This is a genomic window from Duganella sp. Dugasp78 (assembly GCF_059491455.1).
On the sequence record NZ_CP168506.1, the window covers coordinates 5340719 to 5354764 of the forward strand.

At 64.3% G+C, this 14046-nt stretch carries 13 protein-coding genes; 10 read left to right on the forward strand and 3 right to left on the reverse strand.

Annotation, left to right across the window (positions count from 1 at the left end):
- Positions 1-50: 50 nt before the first annotated feature.
- Complete coding sequence (locus ACEN9O_RS23695) at positions 51-1775, forward strand: DUF4214 domain-containing protein (RefSeq protein WP_495614255.1); 1725 nt, start codon at positions 51-53, stop codon at positions 1773-1775.
- On the opposite strand, the gene ACEN9O_RS23700 is transcribed toward ACEN9O_RS23695, so the two are convergent.
- The gene (locus ACEN9O_RS23700) at positions 1772-2758 is read right to left on the reverse strand and encodes a sensor domain-containing diguanylate cyclase (RefSeq protein WP_495614256.1); all 987 of its coding nucleotides are present in this window, start codon (positions 2756-2758) and stop codon (positions 1772-1774) included. The genes ACEN9O_RS23695 and ACEN9O_RS23700 overlap by 4 nt on opposite strands.
- A 24-nt stretch (positions 2759-2782) precedes the next feature.
- Complete coding sequence (locus tag ACEN9O_RS23705; RefSeq protein ID WP_495614257.1) at positions 2783-3604, reverse strand: sensor histidine kinase; 822 nt, start codon at positions 3602-3604, stop codon at positions 2783-2785.
- A gap of 143 nt (positions 3605-3747) precedes the next feature.
- On the opposite strand from ACEN9O_RS23705, the gene queE reads away from it, so the two are divergent.
- From queE to ldcA, 5 genes are all read left to right on the forward strand, one after another.
- Complete coding sequence (gene queE, locus ACEN9O_RS23710; RefSeq protein ID WP_495614258.1) at positions 3748-4383, forward strand: 7-carboxy-7-deazaguanine synthase; 636 nt, start codon at positions 3748-3750, stop codon at positions 4381-4383.
- Positions 4384-4385: 2 nt separating this feature from the next.
- Entirely contained in the window at positions 4386-4832 is a 447-nt protein-coding gene (gene queD, locus ACEN9O_RS23715; RefSeq protein ID WP_028819556.1) for a 6-carboxytetrahydropterin synthase QueD, read from the forward strand.
- Complete coding sequence (gene tadA, locus ACEN9O_RS23720; RefSeq protein ID WP_495614259.1) at positions 4825-5307, forward strand: tRNA adenosine(34) deaminase TadA; 483 nt, start codon at positions 4825-4827, stop codon at positions 5305-5307. Before queD ends, tadA begins: the two co-directional genes overlap by 8 nt.
- Positions 5308-5380: 73 nt before the next feature.
- The gene (locus ACEN9O_RS23725; protein WP_495614260.1) at positions 5381-6325 is read left to right on the forward strand and encodes an alpha/beta fold hydrolase; all 945 of its coding nucleotides are present in this window, start codon (positions 5381-5383) and stop codon (positions 6323-6325) included.
- Positions 6326-6335: 10 nt separating this feature from the next.
- Positions 6336-7265, forward strand: coding sequence for a muramoyltetrapeptide carboxypeptidase (gene ldcA, locus ACEN9O_RS23730; RefSeq protein WP_495614261.1), 930 nt, complete (start codon positions 6336-6338; stop codon positions 7263-7265).
- Positions 7266-7341: 76 nt separating this feature from the next.
- On the opposite strand, the gene ACEN9O_RS23735 is transcribed toward ldcA, so the two are convergent.
- Positions 7342-8271, reverse strand: a complete 930-nt coding sequence (locus ACEN9O_RS23735) for an EDSAP-1 family PEP-CTERM protein (protein WP_495614262.1) — start codon at positions 8269-8271, stop codon at positions 7342-7344.
- Positions 8272-8555: 284 nt separating this feature from the next.
- On the opposite strand from ACEN9O_RS23735, the gene ACEN9O_RS23740 reads away from it, so the two are divergent.
- The 4 genes from ACEN9O_RS23740 (at position 8556) to ACEN9O_RS23755 (ending at position 13906) form a co-directional block, all read left to right on the forward strand.
- Entirely contained in the window at positions 8556-9539 is a 984-nt protein-coding gene (locus ACEN9O_RS23740) for a porin (RefSeq protein WP_495614263.1), read from the forward strand.
- Between the two features lie 16 nt (positions 9540-9555).
- The gene (locus ACEN9O_RS23745; RefSeq protein ID WP_495614264.1) at positions 9556-10536 is read left to right on the forward strand and encodes a substrate-binding domain-containing protein; all 981 of its coding nucleotides are present in this window, start codon (positions 9556-9558) and stop codon (positions 10534-10536) included.
- Between the two features lie 33 nt (positions 10537-10569).
- Positions 10570-12192: an ATP-binding protein gene (locus tag ACEN9O_RS23750; protein WP_495614265.1), complete on the forward strand. Its 1623-nt coding sequence runs from the start codon at positions 10570-10572 to the stop codon at positions 12190-12192.
- Positions 12193-12304: 112 nt separating this feature from the next.
- Entirely contained in the window at positions 12305-13906 is a 1602-nt protein-coding gene (locus tag ACEN9O_RS23755) for an ABC-F family ATPase (RefSeq protein WP_495614266.1), read from the forward strand.
- The last annotated feature ends 140 nt before the right edge of the window (positions 13907-14046 follow it).

The window sequence follows — 14046 nt, forward strand, 5'->3', positions numbered from 1 at the left end:
GACGCTGATGATACTATGGTGCAATTGCATTCAACCGCGTTGGCCACATCATGACTTTCTTCACGACAGGTAATAATTCGATCGACGCGCTGGTCTACAGCAGCTGGGCCAGCAACCCTGGCACCGCCGTCTCGTTGAGCTACAGCTTCATGAGTGTGGCGCCGAGCGACGGCAGTGCCGACGACGTCAACGGTTTCGCACCGATGTCATTCTCTCAGCAGCAGGCCGCGCGCACGGCGCTGGCCAGCTGGGCGGCTGTGGCCAATATCAGGTTCAGCGAGGTGATTACGGGCGGCGATATCCAGCTGGCGACCAACAATCAGGGAAGCCAGAGCAGCGGCTATGCGTATTTGCCGAACGGCGCGGATCCGACTTATCTGTTCACCAACAACGCCGATGGCGTGAATACCGTGTTCACGCCCGGCAGCTATGGTCCGTCGGTGCTGATCCACGAGCTGGGCCATACCTTGGGCTTGAAGCATCCGGGCAACTACAATTCCACCGGTGGCGATATCGACGGTCCCTTCCTGCCGGCGGCGACGGATAACCTGGAATATAGCCAGATGTCGTATAACACCGGCCCCGGCTATGACTTGAGCCATAAATACGGCATCACGCCGGCGCTGTACGATATCCAGGCGATGCAGTACCTGTATGGCGCCAACATGAGCTATCACACGGGCAATGATAATTATAGTTTTGTCCGCAGTTCGCCGATGCAATGTATCTGGGATGCGGGCGGCAACGATACGTTCGATTTCTCCGGCTGCACCGGTGCGGTGACCATCAACCTCAACGCGGGCAGTTTCAGCTCGACCGCGCCGGGCTTTGAAAATATTTCGATCGCCTACAACGTGACGATCGAGGGCGCCGTCGCCGGCTCCGGCGGTTCGACGATTTACGCCAACAACAGCGGCAACACGATCACCGGCGGGGCTGGCGCGGATGTCATCTACGAAGGCGCCGGCAGCGATACGATCGCCGGCAACGGCGGATCGGACACGGTGGTGTTTTCCGGCGCCTATGCCCACTACGCGCTGTCGGGGAGCCTGGCCGACCTGGTCGTGGCCGGCGACGGCACGGACCATCTGAGCGGCGTCGAAACGTTGCGGTTCAGCGATCGCACGATCGACTTGACCGGCGTAGGGCAGATCTTGAGTGGCTCCGCCGCGAACGACACGCTGGTCGCCGGCCCCGGCAGCGATCTCATCAACGCCGGCGCGGGCTTCGATACCGTGCGTTACGGCGGGGCGCATGGCGATTACACGATCAGCGCCAGCGGCAGCGACTTTACCGTGACTGCCAACGCCGGTTCCGGCGGGGTCGATACCTTGACAGGTGTCGAGCGGCTGTATTTTGACAGCGGCAACGCGATCGCGCTGGACGTCGGCCGCTACCAGGTGGGCGGCGAGGCATATCGCCTGTACCAGGCGGCGTTCCACCGGGCGCCGGACGTCGGCGGGCTGGGCTTCTGGGTCAAGGCGCTCGATGTCGGCTACACCCTGACCCAGGTGGCGGACTACTTTATAGTCAGCGACGAATTCATCCACACCTACGGCGCCAATTTGACCGATACGGACTTCGTCAACCAGGTGTACCGCAATGTGCTGGGCCGGGAGCCGGACGCGGGCGGCGCGCAATTCTACGTGCACAACATCGCCATCGGCGCTGCGTCGCGGGCGGCCGTGCTGGCGGACATCTCCGAATCGCTGGAGAATGTCGCCCATGTGGTCGGATCCATCGTCAACGGCTTCGAATACACCCTGACCGCCTAGGGCTGTTCCGGCAGGCTGATGCGGTTGCGGCCCATGTGCTTGGCGCGGTACAGCGCCGAGTCGGCCGTGGCCACCAGCTGGCTGGGGTCGGTGCCGGGCGCCGCCAGCGCGGTGGCCGCCCCTATGCTCACCGTCACCACATGTTGCGCGCTGCCCAGGTTGGGCAGGTGCAGCTGCTCGACCCGGCAGCGGATGCGCTCGGCCACGATGGCCGCGCCCTTCAGCGACTGGTTGGGCAGGATCACCGCGAACTCCTCGCCGCCATAGCGCGCCACCAGGTCGTTGGCGCGCATTTCGCTCGATACCGCGCAGGCGATTCTCTGCAGGCACTCGTCACCGCCCAGGTGGCCGTAGGCGTCGTTGTACTGCTTGAAGTTGTCGACGTCGACCATCAACAGCGACAGCGGCTGCTGCTGGCGCAGCGCGCGCTGCCACTCGGCGCGCAGGGTGTCGTCGAAGCAGCGGCGGTTGGCCAGGCCGGTCAGGCCGTCGCGCGTGGCCAGCTGCTCCAGCGCCACCTGGGCGCGCTTCTCGTCGGTGACGTCGCGCAGGGTTTCGGCCACCGCCACCAGCTTGCCGTCGGCGTCCAGGATGGGGCTGGCATCGGCCGCCAGGTAACGCCGCCGGCCCACGCGCGGCATGTCGCACCAGTTCTCCGCGCGCAGGCCGCTGTCGTTGTCGGCGCGCCGGGCGTGCTGGTGGTACAGGGTCTGGACGTCGCCGTCCCGTCCCTGGATCACCAGGTCGGCCAGCGTCGGGCGCTGTTCGTGATAAAAGCTTTTCCAATGGTCGCTGGTGCCCAGCACTTCCCAGGCGTCGACCCCGGTGAGGCGTTCGCAGGCCCGGTTCCAGATGATGACCTTGCCGTGGATGTCGATCACGAAGGTCGGGATGACCAGCAATTCCATCAGCTTCAGCGCGAAACCATGTTGCATGTCGGCTTGCGAGTACTCCATCAGGTGCTGGATTTTTTGAGTCGGCATGGATGATCCCCGTTATCGGTTTGTTTATTGGAGCGGGAAAGACATGGTCAGCGCCGTGCCCTGGCCGGGCTGGCTCGAGATGTCGAAACGGCCGCCGGCCTCGGCCACACGCTGGGCGATGCCGCGCAGGCCGCAGCCGCGCCGCGCCGGCGGGTCGGGCAGGCCGACGCCGTTGTCGCGCACCGTCAGGCTCAGGCCGCCAGCCACGCGGCACAGGCCGATGCATACTTCGGATGCCTGGGCGTGGCGTGCAATATTGCTCAGCGATTCCTGCAGGATGCGGAACACCACGGCGTCCATCCGCTCGTCGTTGGGAATGTTGAAGGCGGCCGGCTCGGCCTCCAGCCGGCAGGGAATGCCGCTGAGCCGCGAAAATTGCTCCACCTGTTGCTGGACCGCGCCTTGCAGGCCGCTTTCCAGCTGCTCCGGCAGCAAATCGCGGACAATGGTGCGCATGGAGCGGGTGGCGGCCCGCAGCCTGGCCTCGACCTGGGCCAGCGGCTGGGCCAGGCTGTTGTGGCGCTGCGCCAGGTCGGCGATGTCGAAGGACATGGCCAGCAGGTGCTGGCCCATGTCGTCGTGCAGGTCGCGGGCGATGCGGCGGCGCTCGGCGTCCCGCAGCGACTGCTGGCTGGCGCTGAGGCGCGTCACTTGCAGGCGGGTGTCGTCCAGCGCCTGCTCGGCCAGCTCGCGGCGGCCGCGTTCCTCGCCCAGCCTGCTCTCCAGCAGGAGCAGGGCGCTGCGCAGGCGCCGCTGCCGCCACAGCAACAGCATTCCGATGCCGGCAAGGATGACGGCGACTGCGACAATGATATCGATTTCCAGGAGCGGTGGAGCGTAGCGCATAGTTGGTTTTCCCCGGTAAGCGTTCACCAGCCCAACATATCGTAGTTGCTGTACGGTAGCATTGTGAAATGTCAACCTCTGCCGGCATGGACCGGAAAGTGTAGCGTAAGATATAATTGAGGGTTGTCCTATTGGGAACTGCCGTGACGTACAGCATCAAAGAGATTTTTTACACGCTGCAAGGTGAGGGCGCCCACGCCGGGCGTCCCGCCGTGTTCTGCCGTTTTTCCGGCTGCAATCTGTGGACCGGGCGCGAGAGCGACCGCGCCAGCGCCGTCTGCCAGTTCTGCGATACCGATTTTGTCGGCACCGACGGCGAGGGCGGCGGCAAGTTCACCACGCCGGAAGCGCTGGCCGCCACCATCAACGCGCTGTGGCCGGAGACCTACACCGCCAGCAAATACGTGGTGTTCACCGGCGGCGAACCGCTGTTGCAGCTCGATACCGCGCTGATCGCCGCGATGCACGCGGTCGGCTTTACGATCGCGATTGAAACCAACGGCACGCTGCCGGTGCCCGAGGGCGTGGACTGGATCTGCGTCAGCCCGAAGATGGGCTCGAAGCTGGTGGTGACCAAGGGCAGCGAAATCAAGGTGGTGATCCCGCAGGCCGGCCAGGACCTGAGCGCCTACGAGCAACTGGACTTCGACAATTTCTTTGTCCAGGCGATGGATGGCCCGCTGGCCGCGTTCAATATCAAACTGGCGATCGAAACCTGCAAGCGCCATCCGAAATGGAAGCTGAGCTTGCAAACCCATAAACTTTTACAGATACCCTAATCATGCTGACCATTACCCGCAAGCTGGAATTCGACGCCGGCCACCGCATCCCCGACCACAAGAGCCAGTGCCGCAACCTGCATGGCCACCGCTACACGCTGGAAATCACGCTGACCGGCAACATCATCACGGCCGAAGGCAATTCCGACAACGGCATGATCATGGACTTCTCCGACATCAAGGCGCTGGCCAAGGAGCACCTGGTCGACGTATGGGACCACGCCTTCATCGTCTATGAGAAGGATGCCGCGGTGCGCGACTTCCTGGCCACGCTGCCGGGCCACAAGACCGTGGTGATCGACCGTATCCCGACCGTGGAAAACCTGGCCCACGTGGCCTTCGCGATCCTCAAGGCGGCCTACAAGGACCGCTACGGCACCGGCCTGCACCTGCACAAGCTTGTGCTGCACGAAACCCCTAACTGCTGGGCAGAAATCACCGATGCCTGAGCAGGACTTTATGCGGCAGGCCCTTGAACAGGCCCAGCATGCATGGGACCTGGGCGAGGTGCCGGTGGGCGCCGTGGTCGTCAAGGACGGCGTGGTGATCGCGCGCGGCTACAACCAGCCGATCGGCAGGCATGACCCGACCGCGCACGCGGAAATCGTCGCGCTGCGGGCGGCGGCCGAGGCGCTGGGCAATTACCGCCTGCCGGGCTGCGAGCTGTACGTGACGCTGGAGCCGTGCGTGATGTGCTCGGGTGCGATGATGCATGCGCGCCTGGCCAAGGTGGTGTACGGCGCCACCGACCCCAAGACCGGCGCCTGCGGCTCGGTACTGAATCTGTTCGAGCAGGAGCAGCTCAATCACCACACCGACATCGCCGGCGGCGTGTTGGCCGAGGAGTGCGGCGCCATGCTCAAATCCTTCTTTGCCGCCCGCCGCGCCGCCGCAGCCGCGGCCAAGCGTAACACCTCAGACTAGCGGCGCTTTTCCCCTGCCCGGTAAAAATGGTATGCTGAAGCTACTGGCACCGGCACCATCAAGGGAGGTCGTTTTGGCTACAGCACCCGCAAACGGAATAACGATCGCGTACGAGGCCAGCGGCAATCCGCGCGATCCTGCCGTGCTGCTGATCATGGGCCTGGGCATGCAGCTGGTCGCCTGGCCGCAGGACCTGGTCGATGGTCTGGTCGAGCAGGGCTACTACGTGATCCGCTACGACAACCGCGATATCGGCCTGTCGAGCAAATTCTCCCATCTCAAGCAACCCAATCTGGTGCTGGCCTACCTGAAATCGCTGGTGGGCTGGAAGCAGGCGGCCGCCTACACGCTGAACGACATGGCCGACGACGCGCTGGGCCTGCTCGATGCGCTGGGCATCGGCGGCGCGCACGTGGTCGGCGTGTCGATGGGCGGCATGATCGCCCAGATCTTCGCGGCGCGCTTCAAGCACCGCACGCTGAGCCTGAGCTCCATCATGTCGAGCAGCGGGCGGCGCGGGCTGCCGGGGCCGACGCCGGCCGCACGCAATGCCTTGATGCGCGCGCCCGCCAGTGCGCACAACCGGCGCGAGGTGATCGACAGCATGGTGCAGGTGTATCGCGTCATCGGCAGCCCATCGTTTCCGACGCCGGAGCGCCAGCTGCGCGACAACATCGAACGGGCGCTCGATCGCAGCGTCTATCCGGCCGGCATGGCGCGGCAGATGGTGGCGATCGTCGCGTCCGGCGACCGCACGCCTTTGCTGCGCAAGATCAGCTGTCCGGCGCTGGTGATCCACGGCGCCGCCGATCCGCTGGTGCCGCTGGCATGCGGCGCCGACACGGCGGCCGCCATCCCCAACGCCAGGCTGCACGTGATCGAGGGCATGGGTCACGATTTGCCGCCGCAATTGATCGAACGGCTGCTCGCCTTGCTTGAGCACCATCTGCGCGGTAATATATTGCCGGACATTTCTCCGCCGACGCCGCACCGCGCGGGCAGCGGCACCCATCATTGACAGAGACACTTTGAGCACATCCACTATCGGCATCGCGATTGCGGCCACGGGCGGCTACGCGCCCGACCATGCAGCACTGCAAAACGGCATCGAGCGCCTGCGTCAGCAAGGCCATCTGGTCCACAACTATTACGACGACGATAAAAAATTCCAGCGCTTCGCTGGCACCGATGCCGGCCGTCTGGCGCAGCTGAACGCGGCCGCCGCCGATCCCGAGGTGCAGGTGGTGATCGCGCTGCGCGGCGCCTACGGCATCAGCCGCCTGCTGCCGAGCATAGACTTCCGGGCGATGGCCGACAGCGGCAAGCTGTTCGTCGGCTACAGCGACTTCACGGCGTTCCAGATGGCGCTGATGAAGCAGACCGGCCGCGTCAGCTTTGGCGGCCCGATGATGTGCGACGATTTTATTCGCGAGACGCCGGTTGATTACACGATGCGGCAATTCTGGGATTGCCTGCGCGGGCCGGTCCACACGGTGCACGGCACGGTGGCGGACGGCGGCTCGGACAATCCGCTGGTCGACGTCAGCGGCAAGCTGTGGGGCGGCAATCTGGCGATGATGGTCAGCCTGCTGGGCACGCCGTATTTCTCGGCGCAGGCGAACGGCATCCTGTTCCTGGAGGACATCAGCGAGCATCCTTACCGCGTCGAGCGCATGGTGTTGCAACTGCTGTATGCCGGCGCACTGGAAGGCCAGCGGGCGCTGGTGCTGGGCGATTTCTCCGGGTACAAGCTGAGCGCCTTCGACAACGGCTACGATTTCGAGGCCATGCTGGCCTATCTGCGCGAGCGACTGCCGATGCCGGTGTTGACCGGGCTGCCTTTCGGCCACGTTCGGGAGCGGGCAACGCTGCCGTATGGCGGCATGGCCCACCTGGTGTCGACCGCGCGCGGTTTCGAGCTGCGCGTCAGCGATTACCCGACGCTGCCGGCACGATAAAAAAACGCCATGCCACCTTACGGCGGCATGGCGCATGGGGATAGAGCGAACGTGGGTTCGGTCTGGCGATCAGCGATTAGCGGGCATGCGGACGCTGACGACGGCGGGCGACGATGCCCATGACGCCAAGGCCGGCCAGCAGCATGGCATAGGTATCGGCTTCCGGCACGGCGGATTGCAGCGCAACGTTTTCATGCATCGCCAGGTTCAGCGTGTAGACGCCGGCGGCCAGCGCGTTGGTGGTGGCGCTGAAGCAGCCGCCACCGCCGATTGCGCAGCTGGTCGGTGCGAAGGTAAGCGGACCCGGGTTGCCGTTCAACGCGGTCAACGAGGTGTTGAGCGTATAGGCGTCCGCGGTTTCGTTGCCGCCCTGGATGCCGCCGGCAATACCGTCCGGTGCCCAGTTGAAGACGATTTTGCCGGAATTGTCGATCAGATTGAAGTTCAGGCCGATCGAGCCTTGCGCTTGCGACGGCGCGATCGCATTGCTGGTCAGGTAGGCCTGGATAAAGGGGTTGGCGTCGAACTTGAAGCTGAGCTTGTCGCCTGCGCCGGCGACGATTTTGGTGGTCAGCAGCGTGGCGGAGGAGTTGCCGGCGACCGCGTTGGCCGTGCCGTTGCCGATCAGTTTGCCTTCGGCGAAGTTGCGGGCGCGGGTGAATGGCGCGCCATTCAATTGCAACTGGTCGATGGAGGCATCGGCCACTACAAAGGAAGTGCTGGACGCCGCATTGCTGGCATAGCTGTTGTTGACATAACCGGACCAACCCAGCTGGGCTGGTGCGCTGTCGGTCACGCCGGCGCCGCCATTCGATACGCATGTGCCGTTGGGCATGCATGCGGTGGCGAAGGAACTGTTGACCGACAGGCCGGTGCCGATACCGTTGCTGGAGCTGATGACCAGGTTGGTGACCTCGTTGTAGGCGCGGGCATAGGTGTCCGCGTTTGCGGCGGCGCTAGCCAGGCAGGCGCTTGCAATCGCCATGGCGATAATTGCTTTCTTCATTAAGTTCCCCTTACGATTATTGATGTGAGACATGCAGCTGGATGCGATGGACATCCGCAGGCATGCGTGGAGACATGATGCTAAAACATCATTGAATCGGCCATTTGATGCGCATCAAGTGTGTCGTGAACTGTGGCCAGCGTTACAGTCAGCCAGAACACTGTGGCTCAGGGACACACTTTTCCAGGATTGATTGACGGGCATCAACGCTGGTAGTAAAACGGTACTTGCATCGGTGAACTTATTCATCGTTGACCGTTTCTTCTTTACCGGGGAGAGCCGTCATGAAGCGATCGCTGTGGGGCTTGGCCATGCTGGTCGTGGCAGTGTCGGCGGCACGGGCGCAGAGTGCCGTCAGCGTGTACGGCGTCATCGATGCCGGCCTGGCGGCCGATAGCGATTCCGGCAAGTCGGCCACCAGGATCGAGAGCGGGCAGCAGACTGGCAGCCACCTGGGCTTGCGGGGCCGCGAAGACCTCGGCGGTGGCATGAGCGCCATCTTCAACATTGCCTCGTTCTTCAGGGTAGACACCGGCCAGCTGTTTTTCGCCGACCGGATTTTCGGTTTCCAGTCGTGGGCAGGGCTTGCCGGCCGCTATGGCACGCTGCGGGTGGGGCGCATGTTTACGCCGTATTTCGCGGCGATCGTCCGCAACGATCCCTTCGATGCCTGCGGCCCCGGCGAATCGACGCGCGTCTTTGCCGACTCTGGCGTGCGGATGGATAACACGGTCAGCTACACATTGCCGGACGGCTTGCACGGCTTCTATGGCGAGCTGGCCTACGGCGCCGGCGAGGTGGCGGGCAACAGCGCCGGCAATCGCCAGGTCAGCATGAACGCCGGCTATGCGGTTGGTGCGGTCAACCTGGAGACGGCCTACCACGCCACCAACGATAGCCTCGGCAACAAGGCTGCGCGCAATCACATGGTTGGCGCCACCCATGACTTCGGGCGGTTCAAGCTGTGGATGGCGCTGGCCCGCAGCCGCAACGATACGACGCTCGACACCCGCGACGCGCTGATCGGTGTCAGCGTGCCGTTCGGCGCCAGCGTCGTCGCGGCCGACTACGTGCACAAGCATGACCGCTACCACCAGCATGCCGATGTCACGCAGATCGCGCTGGGCTACTATTACCACCTGTCCAAACGGACCAATGTATATCTCGCGCATTCCGGGCTCAGCAACGACAGCGCGGCCAGCTACCAGGCCGCCGTCCCGGGCGGCGCGCGCAGACTGACGTCGCTCGGCCTGCGGCATCAATTCTGACCGGAGGGGAGGCGTGATGAACCCGCGCTCATTTCTGCACTGGAGCATGGCGTGTGCCGTCCTGTCCGGCGCCTTGCTGTGCCACGCCCGGGTCGATGCGGCGGCCAGGGAAATTGTCTACATTACCGCCAAGCTGGACTTGCCGTTCTGGCGCACCCTGGGCAAGGGGGCCGAGTCGGTTGCGCTGGCCAGCGGCTACACCTATCGCGCACTGGACAGCCGGCTTGATCGCGCGACCCAGCTGCGCAACGCCAGCGAGGCGATCGCGCGTGGCGCGGCCGGCATCGTGATCTCGCCGATCGACAGCCAGAGCGCGCCGGACGTGCTGGAGCTGGCGCGCAAGGCCGGCATTCCGGTGGTGATCGCCGATATCGGCACCAACGGCGGGCAGTATGTGTCCTACGTCAAGTCCGACAATTACCGCGGCGCCTACGACGTGGGGACGGCGCTGGCGGCTGCGCTCAAGGATAAGGGCTGGCAGGGCGAACCGTTCGCGCTGGTGACGATTTCGCTGGCGCGCAAAAACGGCCAGGACCGCACCAACGGTTTCCGCGATGCGATGAAGGACGCCGGCATCGTGCGCGAAGGCGGGCTGCGGCAGATGCAAACCTATTCGGCGGAGGAAACCAGCGCCTACGTCAAGGAACTGCTGGCCGCCACGCCCGGCGTGCGCAGCATCTTCGTGGAGACCGACCAGCCGACCATGGGCGCGCTGCAGGCGATCAAGGCGGCCAGGAAGCAGAACGAACTGCTGATCGGCTCCTTCGACGCGATGCCGGAGGTGGCCGAGCTGCTCAAGACCGGCCCGCTGGTGGCGGTCGGCATGCAGCAGCCCTATCTGATGGGCGAGAAGGCGGCCGAGGCCCTGGTGGCCAGCCTGCAGGGCAAGCCGCCGGCCAAGCAGATCCTGGTGCCGATCCTGGTCGCCACCGGCAGGAACATCAGCCAGCTGATGCCGGTCGCGAACAAGACGGTGTTTGGCATCGATGCAAAATAGGCGCCACGCCGGGCGGCAAGGGCGGGTACAGCCATGCGCTACCCGCACCTGAGGATAGGCCAGCGCCTGGCGTTCGGCTACGGTCTGGTCATCCTGCTGCTGATTGCGATGACGCTGGTCGGCGTCGCCAGACTGGGCGCGCTGAGCCGCACCACGGACGACGCGCTGCGCGAAAAGTATCCGAATACCCTGACGGTCAATGAAGTCATCGGCGAACTGGGCGCGATCGCCCGCGCCATGCGCAACACGCTGATCATGACCGAGCCGGAGCAGGTCAAGGCCCAGCTGGACGATATTGTCAACGCCAAGCGCAAGATGGCCGGGCTGATCGATCAGCTCAACCAGCGCGTGCGCGACCCGCGCGGCAAGGAGCTGCTGCAGCAGATCGAGATCATCCGCTCGGCCTACATCGTCAACCAGGAGGAGTTCATCGCCCTGCTGGCCGACGGGCGCCGCGGCGAGGCCAAGAACCTGCTGCTGGTCGACCTCGATCCCTACCAGAGCGACTACTTCCGCGCGCTGGGCCTGCTGCTGGCAAACGAGAGCACCCTGATGGCGCAGGCCAGCGACCAGATCCGCGTGTCCTACCGCCGCGCACGCACGGTGATGCTGGGGCTGACGGCCTTCGCAGCGCTGCTCAGCGTGGGCGTCACGTTCTACATCACGCGTACGCTGCTGCGCCAGCTCGGCGGCGAGCCGGACTACGCGACCTCGATCGCGCGCCAGATCGCCGCCGGCCGGCTGGATCTGGACATCACGATCGCTCCGCGCGACCGCGGCAGCCTGTTGTTCGCGATGAAGGTGATGCGCGACCGGCTGGAAGAGCGCAGCAACGCCTTGCAGGACGCCAATGCGGAACTGGAGCAGTCGATCGTTTCCCTGCAGCAGACGCAGGACGACCTGGTGCGCAGCGAAAAGCTGGCCGCGCTCGGCGCCCTGGTGGCCGGCGTGGCGCACGAGCTGAACACGCCGATCGGCAACGGCGTGCTGGCCGCCAGTTCGCTGCTCGACCATGCGCGCACGTTCGAGCAGGCCTGCGCCCAGGGCTTGCGCAAATCCGAGCTGGACGCACATCTGGCCGAGGTGACCCAGGCCGGTGAAATCCTGCTGCGCAACCTGAGCCGGGCCGACGACCTGGTGGCCAGCTTCAAGCAGGTGGCGGTCGACCGCGAAAGTTCGCAGGCGCGGCGGTTCGCGCTGGACGAGGTGATCGCGGAAATCATGCTGACGCTGTGGCCGACGCTGAAGAAAAGCGGCGTGATGGTCTCGCACGAGATCCCGGCCGGCATCGTCATGCACAGCTACCCGGGCCCGCTGGGGCAGGTCGTCACCAACCTGGTCAACAACGCCGTGATCCACGGCCTGGAGGGGATCGAGGGCGGCGAAATCGACGTCGAGGCCCGCGTGCTGGATGCCGACTGGATCGAGCTGCTGGTGCGCGACAACGGCCAGGGCATCGCGCCGGACCGGCTGGGGCGCATCTACGACCCGTTCTACACCACCAAGCTGGGCAAGGGCGGCTCCGGCCTGGGTTTGAATATTGTCTACAACACGGTGCACGGGGTGCTGGGCGGGCGGATCGCCGTCCACAGCGAGCTGGGGCAGGGAACTTGCTTCACCATGGCGCTGCCACTGGTCGCCTGTCGCGTCGCCTGAGGCAGGCCGCGCAGATGATTTTGCCCGGGGCATTCCGGCAACGGTCCATCAATGGTAAAATGCCCGGTTATCCAGCTTCACCGCTAAATTCAACGCTTTAAGGGCTTTATTCGTGCTATCGACCGCTAACATCACCATGCAATTCGGCGCCAAGCCGCTGTTCGAAAACATTTCCGTCAAATTCGGCGATGGCAACCGCTATGGCCTGATCGGCGCCAACGGTTGCGGCAAGTCCACCTTCATGAAAATCCTGGGCGGCGATCTGGAGCCGTCGGGCGGCAACGTGATGCTGGATACGAACGAGCGCCTGGGCAAGCTGCGCCAGGACCAGTTCGCCTACGAGGAAATGCGCGTGCTGGACGTGGTGATGATGGGCCACACCGAGATGTGGGCGGCGATGCAGGAACGCGACGCCATCTACGCCAACCCCGAAGCCACCGACGACGACTACATGAAGGCGGCCGACCTGGAAGGCAAGGTCTCCGAATACGACGGCTACACGGCCGAATCGCGCGCCGGCGAGCTGCTGCTGGGCGCGGGCGTCAGCATCGACCTGCACCAGGGCCCGATGAGCAGTGTGTCGCCAGGCTGGAAGCTGCGCGTGCTGCTGGCGCAGGCGCTGTTCTCGAACCCGGACATCCTGCTGCTCGACGAACCGACCAACAACCTGGACATCAACACCATCCGCTGGCTGGAAGACGTGCTCAACGAGCGCAACTCCACCATGATCATCATTTCCCACGATCGCCACTTCCTGAACCAGGTCTGCACCCACGTGGCCGACATGGACTACGGCACGCTGAAGATCTACCCGGGCAATTATGACGAGTACATGTTCGCCTCGACCCAGGCGCGCAACCAGCAACTGGCCAACAACGCCAAGGCCAAGGAAAAGGTCGCCGAGCTGCAGGACTTCGTGCGCCGCTTCGCCGCCAACAAGTCCAAGGCACGCCAGGCCACCTCGCGCGCCAAGCAGATCGAGAAGATCAAGGTCGACGACATCAAGCCATCGTCGCGCGCCTATCCCTTCGTGCGTTTCGACGGCGAGAAGAAGCTGCACCGCCTGGCGGTCGAGGTCGATTCGATCGCGAAGAAATACGACCGCCAGCTGTTCAACAACTTCAGCATCATGGTTGAAGCGGGCGAGCGCATCGCCATCATCGGCGCCAACGGCGCCGGCAAGACCACGCTGCTGCGTTGCATCGGCGGCGACGATATCGCCGGCCTGCACGCCGACCACGGCGTAGTCAAGTGGGCCGAGAACGCCAACGTCGGCTACATGCCGCAGGATCCCACCGAGGAGTTCGCGGCCGGCGAGACGCTGACCGACTGGATGGGCCACTGGACCAAGGAAGGCGACGACGACCAGGCCGTGCGCTCGATCCTGGGCCGCCTGCTGTTCGGCGGCGACGAGGTGAAGAAATCGGTCAAGGTGCTATCCGGTGGCGAGAAGGGCCGCATGATGTACGGCAAGCTGATGCTGGGCCGCCACAACGTGCTGCTGCTCGATGAACCGACCAACCACATGGACATGGAATCGATCGAGTCGCTCAACATCGCGCTGGAAAAATATGCCGGCACGCTGATCTTCGTGTCGCATGACCGCGAGTTCGTGTCGTCGCTGGCCAACCGCATCATCGAGATCAAGGAAAACGAGATCGTCGATTTCCGCGGCAACTACGAAGACTACCTGACCAGCCAGGGCATCGACTGATAGGGTGTCGTTCCCGCGCAGGCGGGAACCCATACTGAGCATCCTGGCCGGCGCTCTATGGATTTCGCGACGGCGAACCGCCGCTTTCGCGGGAATGACAAGTGCCGTCGGCAGGGTTTTTTGTAATATGCGATAGTGTA